15 protein-coding genes are annotated in these 17,465 nt (G+C 66.7%); 3 read left to right on the top strand and 12 right to left on the bottom strand.

What is annotated here, in order from left to right:
- Window positions 1-258 precede the first annotated feature (258 nt).
- The 11 genes from KNW02_RS08125 to coxB form a co-directional block, all read right to left on the bottom strand.
- A complete protein-coding gene (locus KNW02_RS08125; RefSeq protein WP_216032763.1) occupies window positions 259-1,893 on the bottom strand; it encodes an FMN-binding glutamate synthase family protein in 1,635 nt (544 codons plus the stop codon).
- Window positions 1,894-1,967: 74 nt separating this feature from the next.
- Entirely contained in the window at window positions 1,968-3,371 is a 1,404-nt protein-coding gene (locus KNW02_RS08120; RefSeq protein ID WP_216032762.1) for an FAD-binding oxidoreductase, read from the bottom strand.
- A gap of 75 nt (window positions 3,372-3,446) precedes the next feature.
- The gene (locus tag KNW02_RS08115) at window positions 3,447-4,028 is read right to left on the bottom strand and encodes a GNAT family N-acetyltransferase (protein WP_216032761.1); all 582 of its coding nucleotides are present in this window, start codon (window positions 4,026-4,028) and stop codon (window positions 3,447-3,449) included.
- Window positions 4,028-5,302, bottom strand: a complete 1,275-nt coding sequence (locus tag KNW02_RS08110; RefSeq protein ID WP_256447697.1) for a M16 family metallopeptidase — start codon at window positions 5,300-5,302, stop codon at window positions 4,028-4,030. Before KNW02_RS08110 ends, KNW02_RS08115 begins: the two co-directional genes overlap by 1 nt.
- Entirely contained in the window at window positions 5,299-6,675 is a 1,377-nt protein-coding gene (thrC, locus tag KNW02_RS08105; protein WP_216032760.1) for a threonine synthase, read from the bottom strand. Before thrC ends, KNW02_RS08110 begins: the two co-directional genes overlap by 4 nt.
- Before the next feature lie 10 nt (window positions 6,676-6,685).
- Entirely contained in the window at window positions 6,686-7,357 is a 672-nt protein-coding gene (locus KNW02_RS08100) for an SURF1 family protein (protein ID WP_216032759.1), read from the bottom strand.
- Between the two features lie 87 nt (window positions 7,358-7,444).
- Window positions 7,445-8,245, bottom strand: a complete 801-nt coding sequence (locus KNW02_RS08095; protein WP_216032758.1) for a cytochrome c oxidase subunit 3 — start codon at window positions 8,243-8,245, stop codon at window positions 7,445-7,447.
- A gap of 26 nt (window positions 8,246-8,271) precedes the next feature.
- Entirely contained in the window at window positions 8,272-8,835 is a 564-nt protein-coding gene (locus KNW02_RS08090) for a cytochrome c oxidase assembly protein (RefSeq protein ID WP_216032757.1), read from the bottom strand.
- A complete protein-coding gene (locus KNW02_RS08085) occupies window positions 8,832-9,047 on the bottom strand; it encodes a hypothetical protein (protein WP_216032756.1) in 216 nt (71 codons plus the stop codon). Before KNW02_RS08085 ends, KNW02_RS08090 begins: the two co-directional genes overlap by 4 nt.
- Window positions 9,047-9,964: a heme o synthase gene (gene cyoE, locus KNW02_RS08080; protein WP_216032755.1), complete on the bottom strand. Its 918-nt coding sequence runs from the start codon at window positions 9,962-9,964 to the stop codon at window positions 9,047-9,049. Before cyoE ends, KNW02_RS08085 begins: the two co-directional genes overlap by 1 nt.
- Window positions 9,965-9,988: 24 nt before the next feature.
- Window positions 9,989-10,876: a cytochrome c oxidase subunit II gene (coxB, locus tag KNW02_RS08075; RefSeq protein WP_252733548.1), complete on the bottom strand. Its 888-nt coding sequence runs from the start codon at window positions 10,874-10,876 to the stop codon at window positions 9,989-9,991.
- A gap of 212 nt (window positions 10,877-11,088) precedes the next feature.
- Between coxB and tldD the strand changes: the two genes are divergently transcribed.
- The 3 genes from tldD (at window position 11,089) to topA (ending at window position 16,567) form a co-directional block, all read left to right on the top strand.
- Window positions 11,089-12,510 carry a metalloprotease TldD gene (gene tldD / locus KNW02_RS08070; protein WP_216032753.1) on the top strand — a complete coding sequence of 474 codons (1,422 nt, stop codon included), beginning with the start codon at window positions 11,089-11,091 and terminating at the stop codon, window positions 12,508-12,510.
- Between the two features lie 93 nt (window positions 12,511-12,603).
- Window positions 12,604-13,767: a DNA-processing protein DprA gene (gene dprA, locus KNW02_RS08065; RefSeq protein ID WP_216032752.1), complete on the top strand. Its 1,164-nt coding sequence runs from the start codon at window positions 12,604-12,606 to the stop codon at window positions 13,765-13,767.
- Between the two features lie 142 nt (window positions 13,768-13,909).
- Window positions 13,910-16,567 carry a type I DNA topoisomerase gene (topA, locus tag KNW02_RS08060; RefSeq protein ID WP_216032768.1) on the top strand — a complete coding sequence of 886 codons (2,658 nt, stop codon included), beginning with the start codon at window positions 13,910-13,912 and terminating at the stop codon, window positions 16,565-16,567.
- 1 nt (window position 16,568) lies between these two features.
- On the opposite strand, the gene KNW02_RS08055 is transcribed toward topA, so the two are convergent.
- A complete protein-coding gene (locus KNW02_RS08055; RefSeq protein ID WP_216032751.1) occupies window positions 16,569-17,288 on the bottom strand; it encodes a prephenate dehydrogenase in 720 nt (239 codons plus the stop codon).
- Window positions 17,289-17,465: the final 177 nt, after the last annotated feature.

Genomic DNA, 17,465 nt, shown 5'->3' with positions numbered 1-17,465 from the left:
TCCTCTCCCGGATTTGAAGCCATACCGCCTCTGGCGGCTTCAAATCCGGGAGAGGAGATCATCGACAAAAACGCTGAAGCGGACCGGCTGAAAGCCGGTGGTTTGTATCCGATACATGGAAAATCAAAGCCCCGGATTCTCGCCGGATCTCGAACCTTTTGGGAGCCGTCAGAGGGCCAGCCCCCCGCACCCCCCCGGGATATTTTCATGAAGAAGAAGCCGGGTCAGGGAGGAAAGTCGGTTCGCTGCGGCGCGGGCTCAGCCCGCCATGGCGAAGCTGTCGATCTGTGCCCGGTCCCAGTATTTGGCGAAGGCCGGGTGGGCCGAGGCTTCCGAGAGCAGCACCCCGGGCGCCAGCCAGTCATAGAGGCTGGCCGCCGAGCGCACCTCGCGCGGGCTGGTGCGGATCATCAGGTGATGCGGCGTGAACTGGTCGGGATGCTCGAGGCCCGAGCTTTCGCAGGCCTCCTTCAGGGCATGCATGGTGGCGGCGTGAAACCGCGCCGCGCGCTCGGCCTTGTTGGGGACCACCAGCGCACGATAGCGGTCGGGGTCCTGCGTGGTGATCCCGGTCGGGCATTTGCCGGTATGACAGGACTGCGCCTGAATACAGCCGATCGCGAACATGAAGCCGCGCGCCATGTTCACCGAATCCGCCCCGAGCGCCGAGATCCGGCAGATATCGAAAGCCGTGATGATCTTGGCCGAGGCGACCAGCTTGATCCGGTCGCGCAATCCCACCCCGACCAGCGTGTTGTGGACCAGCATCAGCCCATCGCGCAGCGGCGCGCCCTTGTGATCGGCAAATTCGACCGGTGCGGCACCGGTGCCGCCCTCGCCGCCGTCGACGACGATGAAATCGGGGGCAATTCCGGTTGCATGAAAGGCCTTGGCGAGCGCGAACCATTCCCATGGGTGGCCCACGCACATCTTGAGGCCCACCGGCTTGCCACCCGCCAGGTCGCGCAGCCGGGCAATGAAGTCGCACAACTGGCGCGGGGTGGAAAAGGCCGAATGCGAGGACGGGCTGACGCAGGCCACGCCCACGGGCACGCCGCGCGCCTCGGCGATGGCCTCGGTCACCTTCGGACCGGGCAGAATGCCGCCATGGCCGGGCTTGGCGCCCTGGCTCAGCTTGATCTCGATCATCTTCACCGCATCATCGGCGGCGTTTTCGGCAAAGCTGCCGGGATCGAACTTGCCGTTCACGTCACGGCAGCCGAAATAGCCCGAGCCGATCTGCCAGACCAGATCGCCCCCCATCCGGTGATAGCGCGAGATCGAGCCCTCGCCGGTGGTATGGGCAAAGCCGCCCGCCCTGGCGGCCCTGTTCAGCGCCTCGATCGCGTTGGGCGACAGGGCGCCATAGGACATCCCCGAAATGTTCACGACAGAACTGTCATAGGGGCGCGTGCAATCCGGCCCGCCAATCCGGATGCGGAAATCCTGGCTGTCGAGGGATGTCGTGGCCAGGGCATGATTCAGCCATTCATATCCGTCGCTATAGACATCATGCAGCGTGCCGAAGGGGCGAACGCCCTCGATCCCCTTCGAGCGGCGATAGACCACGGCACGCTGTTCGCGCGAGAACGGTGTCTCGGCATGATCGTCCTCGACGAAATACTGCCGGATCTCGGGGCGGAAATGCTCCAGCAGATAACGCATCCGCGAGGACAGCGGATAGTTCCGCATCAATGCGTGCTGGGTCTGGATCAGATCGTAGATCCCGGTCAGCGTACCGGCCAGCCCCAGCAGCGCGACGACGGTCCCAAAGACCGGTGCCGGCCCGGTCAGGGCATATCCCAGCGGCATCATCAGGATGGCGATGACAAAGGGCAGATAACGTTCATAATACCGGGCGCGTTCCGACACGCGGGTGAAGCGCAGGCGCATGATCTCCTCCCGTTCCTTCGACGACCATGCCCCAATATCATCCGAATATTAAGGAAAAATAGCAGCCGGGATGCCTATGGGGCCAACACCGCGCCGGGATTCATGATGCCGGACGGGTCCAGCGCCGCCTTGATCGCGCGCATCGCGGCCAGTTTCGCCGGATCCCCCCAACGCTGCAGGTCGCCGGTCTTCAGGCGCCCGATGCCATGTTCGGCCGAGAACGAGCCTCCGCGCATCACGACCATCTCGTGGATCTTCCGGGACAGATGACGGCGTTGCGCCTCATAGGCCTCGCGCCGCCTGCCACGGGCCGGAAACAGGTTATAGTGCAGGTTGCCGTCGCCCAGGTGACCGAAGCAGTTGATGCGCATGTCGCCCTCGCCGGCCAGCATCTCGCCCGCATCGCGGATGAAATCCGCAAGCTCGGACAGCGGCAGGCTGATATCGTGGCTGGCGATGGCACCGACGGCGCGGTTGGCCAGCGGGATATGCTCGCGCAGCGCCCAGAGGCCGGCGGCCTGCTGACCCGACTGCGCGATCACGCCGTCGCTGATCAGCCCGGCTTCCGAACCGGCCAGATACAGCCCCTCAAGCGCCTCGCCCGCGCCCAGACCGGCCGGCAGGCCGACCTCGACCAGAACCAGCCAGTCCGGCAAAGGATCGAAGGGTTGCCGCATCTGCGGGAAATGTTCGGCCAGAAACTCCAGCCCTTGCCCGGCGATCAGCTCGAACGCCGTCACCCCGCCCGCCATTCGGCCCTGCGCCAGTGCCAGAAGACCCAAGGCGGCCGGGGGGCTTTCCACCACCAGCATGGCCACGCCGGTCTCGGCCGGCAGCGGCGCCAGCGTCAGGGCCGCCGCAGTTATGACGCCCAGGGTTCCTTCGGCCCCGATCAGCAGGTCACGCAGGTCATAGCCGGTATTGTCCTTCCGAAGGCGCCTGAGGTCGCGCATCACCTCGCCCGTGGGCAGCACCGCCTCGATCCCCAGACACAGGGCCCGCGCATTGCCGTGACGCAGCACATTGACCCCGCCGGCATTGGTGGACAGCACGCCGCCGATCTGCGCTGTGCCCTGCGAGGCCAGCGACAGAGGAAACTGCCGCCCCACCCCGCCGGCCGCCTCGCGCACCTGCTGCAGCGTCGCACCGGCCTCGGCGACTAGCACCCCCTCATCGGCAAAGACCTCACGGATCGCGCTCATCCGCTCCAGCGACAGAACCAGGGGCGCGGGCCCCTCGGGCATCACCTGCCCGCCGACCAGCCCGGTGCCGCCGCCGCGCGGCACGATCGCCACCCGCGCCTCGGCACAGGCGCGCACCACCGCAGCGACCTCTTCGACATCGCGCGGGGCGGCCACCAGCCCCGCCTTGCCGAAGAACCGGCCCCGTGGTTCTTCCAGATAGGCCGGTGCGATCTCGCGCAGCACCCCCCCGGGCAGCCTCGCCGCCAGCCGCTCATCCGCCGGATTCAACGCCATGCCCTCGCCCTCTTTCCAAATACCTCGGGGGTCCGGGGGCGGCGCCCCCGGCCGTCGCGGGACGCGAAACCGCCTTCAGCGGGCCTCGCTGCGCCCCCGCCTGTCGCTGCGCAGATTGGCGTAAAGAACGTGGTTGCGCCAGCGCCCGCTGATCTGCAGATAGCTTTGCGCCACGCCCTCATACTTGAAGCCCGAACGTTCCAGCACCCCGCGCGAAGCCGCGTTCTCGGGCAGGCAGGCGGCCTCGACACGCGACAGATCCAGCGTGGAGAAGGCGTGATGCACCAGTGCGCCGATCGCCTCGCGCATATAGCCTTGGCGGGCGAAGGGCTGGCCGATCCAGTAGCCGATGGTGCCGGTCTGGGCCGGGCCGCGGCGGATATTGTCCAGCGTGATCGCGCCCAGCAGGACCCCGTCGCGGCGCAGCAGGAACAGCGGCAGCGCGGTGCCGCCCTTGCTGGCGCGGGCGGCCCAGTAGACGCGGTTGGTAAAGCTCTTGCGGGACAGGTGATCGGGCGCCCAAACCGGCTCCCACGGGGTCAGGAAGTCCCGGCTTTCGACCCGCAGCGCCGTCCAGGCGGAGAAATCCGAATGCGCCGGCAGCCGCAGCACGATCCGCTCGGTCTCCAGCCGGACCGCACGCCGCCGCGAGAACATCAGGCGGCAAGCCTTTCGGCCAGGACCTCGCGCGATGGCGCGGACTTGACCGGGCCATACAGCGCCAGCGCCGGACGGGCGCCACCGACCAGCCGTTCGGCATGGGCGCGCACCTCGGCGAGGCTGACCGAGGCGATGCGTTCGGCCACCTCGGCCGGATCCATCACCCGGCCCCAGATGGCCAGGACGCGCGCGATCCGCTCGGCCTGCGAGGACGGGCTTTCCAGCCCCATCAGCAACCCGGCGCGCAGCTGCGCCTTGGCGCGCGCGATCTCGGCCTCGCTCAGATCATCGGTGGCGCGGCGGATCTCGTCGATGGTCAGATGGGCCAGATCGGCGATGTCCTCGCTACCGGTGCCGGCATAGATGGTCATCATCCCGGTATCGTCGTGAAAGCCCGATTGCGCGAAGATGGTATAGCAGAGCCCGCGTTCCTCGCGGATCTTCTGGAACAGCCGCGAGGACATGCCGCCCCCCAGAGCCGCCGAGAAGATCTGCGCCGGGTAGAAATCGGGCGCCAGATAGCCCGGCCCCTCAAGTGCCAGCGCGAAATGCGCCTGTTCCAGCTTCTTCACCCGCCGCATCTCGCGCCCCTGCCAGACCGCGCCCTCGCGCGGGCGCTGCAGGATCGGCACCAGATGGCCGAAGGCCGCCTCGGCCAGCCGCAGGATCCGGTCGTGATCGACCGCGCCCGCCGCCGCCACGATCATCTGGCCGGGGCCGTAATTCTCGGCCACGAAACCGGCCAGATCGGTGCGCCCGAAACCGCTGACCCGTTCGGCCGGGCCGAGAATGGTGCGGCCGATGGGCTGGTCGGGATAGGCGGCCTCTTGCAGCCAGTCGAAGATGATGTCGTCTGGCGTGTCCAGCGCCTGACCGATCTCCTGCAGGATCACGCCGCGCTCGACCTCGATCTCGCGCTCGTCGAAGACCGGGTTCAGCACGATGTCGGAGATCACGTCGAAGGCCAGATCAACATCGCCCTCCAGCACCCGGACATAATAGGCGGTCGCATCGCGCGAGGTATAGGCGTTGATGAAGCCGCCGACATCCTCGATCGCCTCGGCGATCTGCAGCGCGCTGCGGGTCGCGGTGCCCTTGAAGGCCATGTGTTCAAGGAAATGCGCGATGCCGTTCTGCTCGACCCGCTCATTCCGCCCGCCGGCACTGACCCAGACACCAAGTGCTGCGGAATGCAGCCCCGGCATGTTGCGCGTGGCGACGCGCAGCCCGTTCGGCAGGGTGGTCAGGCGCAGATGGGGATCGGTGGTCAATGGGTTCTCCGTTCGAGGATCAGCGATTTCAGTGCGGCAATGTCGTTCTCGACCCGCGTCACCCGTTCGGGCAGGTCGAACAGCCCGGCCATATGCGGCGGCAGGCCGGGTCGGATCCCGATGGCCTGTTCGACGGCATCGGGGAATTTCGCCGGATGGGCGGTGGCCAGCGTCACCATCGGCACGCCGGGTTCCAGATGCTGCCGGGCCACCGCCACGCCGACGGCGCTGTGCGGGCACAGAGCCTCGCCCGTCTCCTCGCGGATGGTGCGGATCATGGCCAGCGTTTCCGCCTCGGCCACCCGCCCCGAGACGTATTGCTCGCGCAGGGCCTGCAACGCACCCTGACTGATGGTGAAACCGCCCTGTTTCAGCTCGTCCATCAGCTGCGTGATCGCGGCGGCATCGCCGCCATAAGCCCAATAGAGCGCGCGCTCGAAATTCGAGCTGACCTGAATATCCATCGACGGGCTGATCGAGGGCTCGACCGTGCCGATCCGGTATTCGCCGCTGCCAAGCGCGCGATGCAGGATATCGTTCTGGTTGGTGGCAACGATCAGGCGGCGGATCGGCGCGCCCATGGCGCGGGCAATGCTGCCGGCGAAGATGTCGCCGAAATTGCCGGTCGGCACGCAGAAATCCATCTCGCGCATCCCGAGGCTGGCGGCGGCGGTGAAGTAATAGACGATCTGCGCCACTACCCGCGCCCAGTTGATGCTGTTGACGCCGGCCAGGCCGACCTGATCGCGGAAGCCGTGATCGTTGAACAGATCCTTCAGCCGCGCCTGGCAATCGTCGAAATGCCCGCTGACCGCCAGCGCATGGACATTGGCGGCATCCGGCGTGGTCATCTGCCGGCGCTGGACCTCGCTGACCCGGCCATGCGGGAACATGATGAAGACATCTACATTGTCGATGCCGCGGAAGGCCTCGATCGCGGCGCTGCCCGTGTCGCCCGAGGTAGCGCCGACGATGGTGATCCGCTGGCCCGAGCGTTTCAGCGCGATCTCGAACAACTGGGCGATCAGTTGCATGGCGAAATCCTTGAAGGCCAGCGTCGGCCCGTGGAACAGTTCCAGCAGGTGATGGCCGGGGGCCAGTTGCACCAGCGGCGCCTTGGCGGCATGTTCGATCCGGGCATAGGCGCGGTCGATGGCGCCGCGCAGTTCCGCATCGGTAAAACTCTCGCCGGTGAAGGGGCGGATCACGCGGAAGGCGACCTCGGCATAGGGCAGCCCGTCCAGATCATCGAGGCCCGAGAAGGCCGGCACCGTCTCGGGCAGATACAGACCACCGTCGCGCGCCAGCCCCGACAGCATCGCCTGTTCGAAATTCAGCACCGGGGCCTGCCCCCGGGTCGAGACGTAACGCATCGCCGTTCCTTCAGTATTTCCGCTGCCTGATACGCCAGATCAGACCGACTGTCATCCCTGCCCAGGCCACCGCGATCAGGAACCACTGCGCGGCATAGGAAAGGTGGTTGTTGGGTATCCCCTCGATCGCGACCGGGATGGGCTCGACCCCCTGCGCATCGCCCTGCACGAAACTGGCCACGACCAGAATCGGCAGGGTATCCAGCGTCTCGGCCATGGCCGGCACGTCGCGGGCAAACCAGATATTCTCGTCCAGATTGGGCGCAGGGGTCGCCTCGCCCCGCTCCTCGGGCCAGTGCAGGTTGCCCTGGATCAGCAGACGGGTCGGCCCACGTTCGGCATGGCGGTCCTGTTGCGGCACGAAGCCGCGATCCAACAGGATCGCGCGGCCGTCATCGGTGATGAAGCGCGACACGACCTGATAGCCGCCGCCCTGCTCCTTGGTGCCCGACAACACATCGATCTCGTTACCCGTCGTCGTGCCGCTGACGGTGACCGGCATGTATTTCATCGACGGATCGACCTCGGCCGGCAAGGGCACGGCGGGCGCGTCGATGCGCGACTGAATCTCGGCCAGCATGCCCTCCTTCCAGTCCATCCGGCGCAGCTGCCACAGGCCCAGATTGATCAGGATGGCGCAGCCGAGAACGCCGAGGATCAGGGGAAACAGATAGCGACGCATGAGCGAACGGAGCCTAAGGAATGCCGGCGGGGCAGAAACGAAAACGCGCGGGGAAGCCCCGCGCGCCGTGATGGGGAGAAAGGAAGATCAGCTGCCCCAGATATAGACCGCGCCGAACAGGAACAGCCAGACCACGTCGACGAAGTGCCAGTACCAGGCGGCGGCCTCGAAGCCGACATGCTGTTCCTGGCTCATCTGGCCTTTCAGCATCCGGAACAGGCAGACAGCCAGGAAGATGGTGCCGATGATGACGTGGAAGCCGTGGAAGCCGGTCGCCAGATAGAAGGCGCTGGCATAGGCGGTATCGGCAAGGCCGAAGGCCGCGTGGCTGTATTCATAGGCCTGCAGGAAGGTGAAGCAGATGCCGAGGATGACGGCAACGATCAGCCCGTTGATGGTGGTCTTGCGGTCGTTCTCGTGGACCAGCGCGTGGTGCGCCCAGGTCACGGCGACGCCCGACAGCAGCAGGATCAGCGTGTTGATCAGCGGCAGATGCCAGGGATCGAAGGGAACGATCCCTTCGGGCGGCCAGACGCCATCCTTGATCGGGCTGTCCGGCCCCATCGGGTAGAGGACGTTCTTGAACCAGTTCCAGAACCAGGCGACGAAGAACATCACCTCGGAAATGATGAACAGGATGAAGCCGTATTGCAGGCCGATCCGCACCACCGGCGTGTGATCGCCGGTCTCGCCCTCATGGATCACGTCCGCCCACCAGCTGTACATGACATAGAGCACGCCGGTCAGGCCGATCAGGAACATCCACGGGCCATTGTCCTGCATCCACATCACCGCGCCGAACAGCATGATGAAGGCGGAGAGCGCGCCAATGAAGGGCCAGATGGACGGCTTGAGGATGTGATAGTCGTGATTCTTAGCGTGCGCCATATGCGTGTCCCCGTCGGCTGCTGGCTTCAGTTGACATTCTCGGCCGCGGCGGCGTCAAGCGCCGCCTGTTTCGGCTCGGTCCGGTGGAAAGTGTAGGACAGGGTGATATCCCTGACCCAGTTCGCGTCGCGGTCGTCGACCAGTTCGGGATCGACAAAGAAGCTGATCGGCATCTCGACCCGCTCGCCCGGCTCCAGTGTCTGTTCGGTAAAGCAGAAACACTCGATCTTCTGGAAGTAATAGCCCGAAACCTCGGGCGCGACATTATAGCTGGCGCTGCCGGTGATGGTCTCGTCGCTGTTGTTGACCGCCTCGTAAAAGGCCAGCCCGTTCTCGCCGATCTTCATGTCCATCCGGGTCTGCATCGGCCGGAAGGTCCAGTCGAGGCTGGGATCGACATTGGCGTCGAAACGGACACGGATCACCTCGTCCAGCACCACATCGGAGGCCTTTTCGGCCACCTGCGTCGTGCCGGCGAAACCGGTCACCCGGCAGAACCAGTTGTAGAACGGCACCGCCGCCCAGGCCAGCGCGCCCATGGTCACGACGACACCGACCAGCGCCATAACGGTACGGGATTCGCGGCTCATTCCCCGGCCTCCTCTGCTGCGGGCAGGGCGTCCTCGCGCGGCAGTTCCGACACCCGCGGCTGATGGTCATAGGCTTCCATCATGTCGCCCTGCTTCACCTTGACCACGGTCAGGCCGAAGACCAGCACCACGAACCCGGCCAGCACCAGCCCCAGCCCGACATTGCGCGAGCGGCGGCGGCGGTGAAGTTCATGCTCGGTCTGCATCGGCATCACCATGTCCCGACCCAATCCTGCGCCAACAGCGCCAGGAAATGCAGGAACAGATACATCAGCGACAGCCTGAAGACCCGCTTCTCGACCGCATAGCCATCGGCGATGGCCGCATCCTCGTCGCGGCGCAGGATCTGCCAGCCGCCGCGGATGAACAGCGCGTTCAGCACCACCGAGACCGTCAGGTAGAGCGGACCACCGATCGAGGTCAGGCCCAGCCAGATCGCGAAGGGCGCCAGCACCAGCGTATAGGCAAAGATGTGGCGGCGGGTGGTGGCGCGACCATGGGTAACGGTCAGCATCGGCACGCCGGCCTTGTGGTAATCCTCCTTCATGAACAGCGCCAGCGCCCAGAAATGCGGCGGCGTCCAGAAGAAGATCAGCGCGAACATCAACAGCGATTCGATGCTGATGCCGCCGGTCGCGCAGGCCCAGCCGATCATCGGCGGGAAGGCCCCGGCCGCACCGCCGATGACGATGTTCTGCGGCGTCCAGCGTTTCAGCCAGATCGTGTAGACGACGGCGTAGAAGAAGATGGTGAAAGCGAGGAAACCGGCGGCGAACCAGTTCGCGACCAGCCCCAGCATCATCACGGCAAGGCCCGACAGGCCGATGCCGATGGCCAGCGCCTCGTCCCGGGTGACCCGGCCCGAGGGAATCGGCCGGTTGCGGGTGCGCAGCATCACCGCGTCGATATCGGCGTCATACCACATGTTCAGCGCGCCCGAGGCGCCGCCGCCAAGCGCGATGAACAGCACCGCGCAGAAGGCGATGAAAGGATGCACGTCCACCGGGGCAACCAACAGCCCGACCATGGCCGTGAAGACCACCAGCGACATCACCCGGGGCTTCAGCAGCGCGACATAGTCGCCGAACTCGGCCTCGGGGGCGCCTTCATATGCGTGGATATCGGTCATCGCGCGTTCGTTTCGTCAGGCCGGTCAGTTGGCCGCGGCCAGTTCGACCTGAGCGTCCGTCAGGCCAAGGGCGGCCTGCTGGTCTTCGGGCATGGTGCCGCCCTGCTCGGCCACCCAGGCGGCGTATTTCTCGGGGGTGACGGCCTTGACCACGATCGGCATGTAGGCGTGGTTGATGCCGCAGAGTTCGCTGCACTGGCCGAAATAGACGCCTTCCTGTTCGACATTGAACCAGGCCTGGGCGATTCGGCCCGGCACGGCGTCCTGCTTGATCGCGAAGGCCGGCATGGCCCAGGCGTGGATCACGTCATTGGCGGTGATCTGCAGCAGCACGGTCTTGCCGACCGGCACCACGACCGCGGTATCGGTGGCCAGCAGATGCTCGTCCTCGGCATAGCCGTATTCGGGCAGTTCTTCCTTCGTCAGCATGATCGAATCGAAGCTGAGGCCGTTATCGGGATATTCGTAGGACCAGTACCACTGGTTGCCGATGGCCTTGATGACAAGGTCGGGATCGGCAGGCATTTCCTGGCTGCGGAACAGCGCCGGCAGCGAGAAGGCACCGATTACGACCAGGATCAGCACCGGAACCAGGGTCCAGGCAATCTCGATCGGGGTGTTATGGGTAAAGCGGGCCGGAACCGGATTGGACCGGCTGTTATAGCGCAGGATCACGATCAGCAGCAGCAGGCAGACGAAGACGGTGATGACGGCGATGATGATCAGGACGAAGTGATCCAGCCATTGCTGGTCCCGCGCGATCTCGGTCACGGCCGGCTGGAAGCCGATGCCTTTCGCATGGGGTTTGCCGATCACCGGCAGGTCACCCAGAACATCCTGCGCCAGAGCCGTGCCGGCCACCATGCCCGCCATGGCGGACCCCGTAGCTGCCGCGACTGCACGGCGAATCATCGCATTTGCCATCATTCCATCCCGTTGCGTTGGTGAGGCCGAACCGGCCGCAGAGGCTGACCTCGGGCCGCCCCTTTCCCTTTCACATGGCTCGTTCTATGACCATATTACATGCCCCCGGGCAAGTGATAGGTGGGAAATAGGAACGAATTTCGCCCACTGTCCCTGTCGCGACGCCTTGATCGCCGCCCTCAAACCAAGGAGTCCCCGCCATGAGCCGCGACCGTTTCGACCCCTTCGCCCGCTTTCTGGACCGCGATCGGGCGATGGCGATCCTGCGTGATGCGGTCGCCGGCGCAGACGACGGCGAGCTGTTCCTCGAGCGCGCGGTCGCCGAGACGCTGGTCTTCGATGACGGCCGGCTGCGCAACTCGGGCTACACGGCCGAGCAGGGATTCGGTCTGCGCGCGGTGCGGGGCGAGGTGACGGGCTATGCCCATTCGACCGAGATAACCGAGGCGGCTCTGCGCCGCGCCGCCGAGACGGCGCGACTGGCGGTGGGCGCGGGCGGCGGCCGGCTGGCCGGGCCGGCGCCGAAGACATCCGCGCACCTCTACGCCGCCGCCGACCCGGCCGAGGGCATCCCGGTCGCCCGCCGGATCGAACTGCTGCGCCAGATCGACGACTATGCCCGCGGCAGGGATCCGCGCGTCGTTCAGGTCACCGCCTCTATCGCCTCGTCCCTGCAGGAGGTCGCGATCCTGCGCCCCGAGGGCGATCTGGTCACCGATATCCGGCCGATGGCCCGGCTGAATGTCGCGGTCATTGTCGAAAACAACGACCGCCGGGAATCGGGCAGCAATGGCGGCGGCGGCCGTGTATCGCTTGCCGGGCTGATGGAACCCGCCCATTGGCAGGCCGCCGTGGACGAGGCGCTGCGCATCGCGCTGGTCAACCTGCGCTCGGTTCCCGCGCCCGCCGGGGTGATGGACGTGGTCCTGGGCTCCGGCTGGCCCGGCATCCTGCTGCACGAGGCGGTGGGCCACGGGCTGGAGGGCGATTTCAACCGCAAGAAGGCCAGCGCCTTCGCCGGGCTGATGGGCCAGCGCGTCGCCGCGCCCGGCGTCACCGTGGTCGATGACGGCACCATTCCCGACCGGCGCGGCAGCCTCTCGGTCGATGACGAGGGCACGCCCCCGGCCCGCAACGTGCTGATCGAGGACGGAATTCTGGTCGGCTACATGCAGGACCGCCAGAATGCCCGGCTGATGGGCGTCGCGCCGACCGGCAATGGCCGCCGCGAGAGCTTTGCCCATGCGCCGATGCCGCGCATGACCAATACCTACATGCCCGGCGGCGACGCCGATCCGGCGGCGATTCTGGCCGACTTGAAGGATGGAATCTACGCGGTCGGCTTCGGCGGCGGGCAGGTCGACATCACCAACGGCAAGTTCGTCTTTTCCTGCACCGAGGCTTACCGGGTCAGGAACGGCCAGCTTGGCGACCCGATCCGCGGTGCCACGCTGATCGGTGACGGCGCGACCGCCTTGCAGCAGATACGGGCCGTCGGCAACGACATGGCGCTGGATCCGGGCATCGGCAATTGCGGCAAGCAGGGGCAATGGGTGCCGGTCGGGGTCGGTCAGCCGACCCTGATGATCGGCGGGCTGACCGTGGGCGGCTCTGCCACCTGAACCTTCGCCTTTTCCGCATATGGGTCAGCGGCGCTAACCTGGTCTTAACCATTTCCGCGTTATGCCTCGTTTCCGGATGAGACGGAGGCAGGCATGGATACCGGTTACGTTCCTTTTGACACCCCCAACAGTTCCCCCCCTTCAAAGGAAGACGACCTCGGCTTCCTCCGGCTCATCCGATCACGCCGTGTCGGACCGGCGACCTTCCACCGGCTGGTGGCCGAACATGGCAGCGCGGCGGCGGCGCTGGAGGCCCTGCCCGGCATCGCTGCGGAAGCCGGGGTGACCGATTACGAAACCTGCCCCGAAGCCGTCGCCGCGGCCGAGCTGGAGGCAGGGCTAAAGCTTGGCGCACGGCTGATTCGTTGCGATTCGCCGCTCTATCCGCCGACGCTGCGCGACATCGACGGGGCCCCGCCGGTGCTGTGGGTCCGGGGCGACCCGGCCTGGCTGGCGCATAACCCGGTCGCGGTGATCGGGGCGCGCAATTCATCGTCCCTGGGGCTGCGCATGGCACGCGGCATGGCCGCGGGGCTGGGCGAGGCCGGATGCAGCGTCGTCGCGGGGCTTGCGCGCGGCGTCGATACCGCCGCCCATAACGCCGCCCTGCCCACCGGCACCGTGGCGGTGCTGGCCGGCGGGGTGGATGTCATCTACCCGGCCGAAAACGCTGTACTGGCCGCGCAGATCGCCGAACAGGGCGCGCTCGTCTCGGAACAGCCGCCGGGAACCGAGCCTGCGGCACGCCATTTCCCGACCCGGAACCGAATCATCTCGGGGCTGTCGCGGGCGGTGGTGGTGATCGAGGCCGCGCATCGTTCGGGCACATTGATCACGGCCAAAAGCGCGCTGGATCAGGGCCGCGAGGTGATGGCGGTGCCGGGGCATCCGATGGATGCCCGCGCGGCCGGCTGCAATCAGTTGATCCGCGACGGCGCGTTGCTGGTCCGCAGTTCCTGCGACGTGATCGAGGCGCTGGCTCGCCACGGCGCGGCCCTGCCCGCCCCCCGTGCCGGAACGATCTCCCCGACCCATGTTCAGGCCAGCCCGCCCCCGGCACCCCGGCTGCGCGACGAGGGTGGCCCCGTGCAACTGGAAACGCGGATCCTGTCGCGGCTGACGCCCAGCCCGACCGAGGAGAACGACCTGATCCGCGATCTGGGCGTTCCCGCCGCCAGTGCCAGCGCCGCAATCCTGTCGCTGGAGCTGCAGGGACGCCTGACGCGGCTGGCCGGAGGGCGGCTGGCGCTGAGCTGACGCCGCCCAGAGATCCCGCCTCGGGGCCAGTGCGATGGCCGATGAATTGCAACCTTGGCGCGATCCGCGTGATCGCGCCCCGTTGACACGCCCCCGCCTCGCACCCATGTTGCCGCCCCATTGAGCGGTCCCCGAGGTGAATATGCCCGTTGTCGTCGTCGAATCCCCGGCCAAGGCCAAGACCATCGAGAAATATCTCGGCGGCGATTATCGTGTGCTGGCCAGTTTCGGGCATGTTCGCGACCTGCCGCCCAAGGATGGCAGCGTCGATCCAGATCACGATTTCGACATGAAATGGGAGGTCGCGTCCGACAGCAAGAAGCACCTCAAGGCGATCAAGGACGCGCTGAAGGACGACCAGAACCTGATTCTCGCCACCGACCCCGACCGCGAGGGCGAGGCGATCAGCTGGCACCTGCTGGAGGCGCTGGCCCCGGCCCTGAAGAAGGGCAGCGAGGTCAACCGCGTCACCTTCAACGCCATCACCAAATCCGCCGTCAGCGAGGCGATGAAGCAGCCGCGCCAGATCGACCAGGCGCTGGTCGATGCCTATCTGGCCCGCCGCGCGCTGGACTATCTGGTCGGCTTCAACCTGTCGCCGGTCCTGTGGCGCAAGCTGCCGGGCGCGAAATCCGCCGGCCGGGTGCAATCGGTCTGCCTGCGCCTGATCGTCGACCGCGAGATGGAGATCGAGGCCTTCAAGGCCCGCGAATACTGGTCGGTCCATGCCCGTCTGGCGACGCCGGGCGGCGATGAATATGACGCCCAGCTTGTCTCGCTGGCGGGCTCGAAGCTGGAACGCTTCGATCTGCCCGATGCCGGGAAGGCCGCGATGGCGGTCAGCGCCGTCTCCAGCCGCGATCTCAGGGTCACCGGCATTACCGCCAAGCCGGCCAGCCGCAACCCCTGGCCGCCCTTCATGACCTCGACCCTGCAGCAGGAGGCCAGCCGCAAGCTGGGCATGGGCGCCAAGGCCTGCATGTCGGCGGCGCAGCGGCTGTATGAGGCGGGGCTGATCACCTATATGCGGACCGACGGCATCGACATGGCGCCCGAGGCGGTGATGGCGGCCCGCGACGCGATCAAGGCCAAGTTCGGCGAGGAATACCTGCCGAAATCCCCGCGCATGTACAAGAACAAGGCCAAGAACGCGCAGGAAGCGCATGAATGCATCCGCCCGACCGACATGATGCTGTCGCCCGACCGGCTGAAGGTCAGCGCCGATGACCAGCGCAAGCTGTACGATCTGATCTGGAAGCGGACCCTTGCCAGCCAGATGGAAGCCGCGCGGATGGAACGCACCACGGTCGAGATCGCCAGCTCCGACCGGCAGGTGGGCCTGCGCGCCACCGGCCAGGTGATGCTGTTCGACGGTTTCCTGCGCGTCTACGATCAGGGCCGCGACGATGACGAGGGCGAGGACAGCGCCCGCCTGCCGGCCATCACCGAGGGCGAGGCGGCCCGGCTGGTCGGCCGCGCATTCGAACCCGAATTCGCCAGGGCCCGCGACAAGGACGGCAGCGCCCCCGCAGCACCGCAGGACCTGCGCGCCGCACCTGCCCTGCTGATGAACGAGGCGGCCAGCGCGGCCGCGCGCCAGCATTTCACCCAGCCGCCGCCCCGCTATACCGAGGCCACGCTGGTCAAGCGCATGGAGGAGTTGGGTATCGGCCGACCCTCGACCTATGCCAGCATCGTCACCACGATTCAGGACCGCGATTACGTCCGCAAGGACAAGAACCGGCTGATCCCCGAGGACAAGGGCCGGTTGGTGACCATCTTCCTGGTCGAGTATTTTCCCCGCTATGTCAGCTATGATTTCACCGCCGATCTGGAAAACGAACTGGACGAGATCAGCGCCGGCGACCGCATGTGGCGCGACGTTCTGGGCCGGTTCTGGAAGGACTTCTCGAAGGCGCTGGAAGGCACCAGCGACCTGCGCATCGGCGAGGTTCTGGAGGCGATTGACGAGGCGCTGGCCCCGCATCTCTATCCGCCGCGTGCCGATGGCGGCGACCCGCGCGAATGTCCGGTCTGCGGCGCAGGGCGCCTGAACCTGAAGACGGCACGTTCGGGCGGAGCGTTCATCGGCTGCTCGAACTATCCCGAATGCCGCTATACCCGCCCGCTGTCGGCACCCGATGGCGAGGAAGCCGTGGGCGACCGGGTTCTGGGCCGTGACGAGGGCGACGAGATCAGCCTGAAGACCGGCCGTTTCGGCCCCTATGTCCAGCGCGGCGAGGCCAGCGAAGACAATCCCAAGCCACCCCGCGCCTCGATCCCGAAGGGCTGGGACGCGGCCGGCATCGATCTGGACCGGGCCCTGCAACTTCTGTCCCTGCCCCGCCCGGTCGGCCCGCATCCCGATGACGGCCAGTTGATCGAGGCCGGGATCGGGCGCTATGGCCCCTATGTGAAGCACGGGCCGAAATACGCCAATCTGCCGGATGTGGACGAGGTCTTCACCATCGGCATGAACCGCGCCGTCGAGGTTCTGGCCGCCAAGCAGAGCCGCGGCCGCGCCGCCGCCGCAGCGCCCCTGCGCGAGTTGGGCGAACATCCGGACGGGGGTGCAATCCAGGTGATGAATGGCCGCTATGGTCCTTATGTCAAATGGGAAAAGATCAACGCCACCCTGCCCCGCGATGTCTCGCCCGACGAGATCACGCAGGAACAAGCGCTGGCACTGATCGCGGCCAAGGCGGCGAAATCGCCGAAGAAGGCGCCGCGGAAACCCGCCGCCAAGAAACCTGCGGCGAAGAAGGCTTCGACGAAGAAGACGGCCAAGGCCGCCGAATAGGTCAGGCGGCCTCGCCATCGGCGATGCCGGCGGCGGCGGCCAGAAACCGCCGCCGCACCGGGCCGGCATGGGGATTACCGGTCAGGATCGCCTGCAACAGTTCCGGCGAATCGGCTTGCACCATCGCCGCCGCCTCGGCCAGCCGGCGAAAGCTGGCGGTGGTCAGCCGGTCCGGCAGCGGCCCCATTTCGCCAAGCCCGCGCGCGATCAGATGGGTCAGGCCCTGCACCACCGCCATCTCGCGATCGTGCTGGTCGGGCGTCGTGCAGAGGACCCGCAGGCCCAGCCGTCGCAACAGCGCCCCCGCCCGGCGGTGCCCCTCGCCGCGCAGCGGGCACCATGCGATGCGATGCCCGGCGAGGCCATCGCGCGTGCTTTCGGGGCCGAACAGCGGGTGGCTGGCGACAATCTGGACGTGATCCGGCAGGATCTGCTGCATCAGTTCGGCGGGCCGGATCTTGACCGAGGCGACATCGACGACCAGCGCCCCCGGCAGAAGATGCGGGGCGATGGTGCGCAGGACGACCTCGAGACGGGACAGGGGCACCGCCAGCACGATGATCTGGCAGCGTGCCGCCTCGGCCAGACCGACCTGCGGCAGGTCGTTGGCGCGCGTGACCGGATCGCAGACGCAGATCGGCAGGTGATCGCGCAGATGGCGGGCGATCAACTGGCCGAAAGCACCGAAACCGATGATGGCGAGACGGGGTTGGGACGACATGGGACGACCTTTCGGAACTTGCGCAAGGTCGTGGTTCTGTCTGTTGCCAACCGCCGGTCCCCGCGCGGTTGACATGCATCTGCCCCCGCTATGTCAGCGGGCGGTAATAGGCGGCAAAGGCGGCAGGGTTCAGCTTCATAGCGACCAGATGGGCTGTTGCCCCCGGCGAAGTCAAGT

The organism is Paracoccus marinaquae (genome assembly GCF_018860165.1).
In the GTDB taxonomy this organism is placed as follows: domain Bacteria; phylum Pseudomonadota; class Alphaproteobacteria; order Rhodobacterales; family Rhodobacteraceae; genus Paracoccus; species Paracoccus marinaquae.
This window is presented reverse-complemented; position numbering and strand designations above follow the sequence as displayed.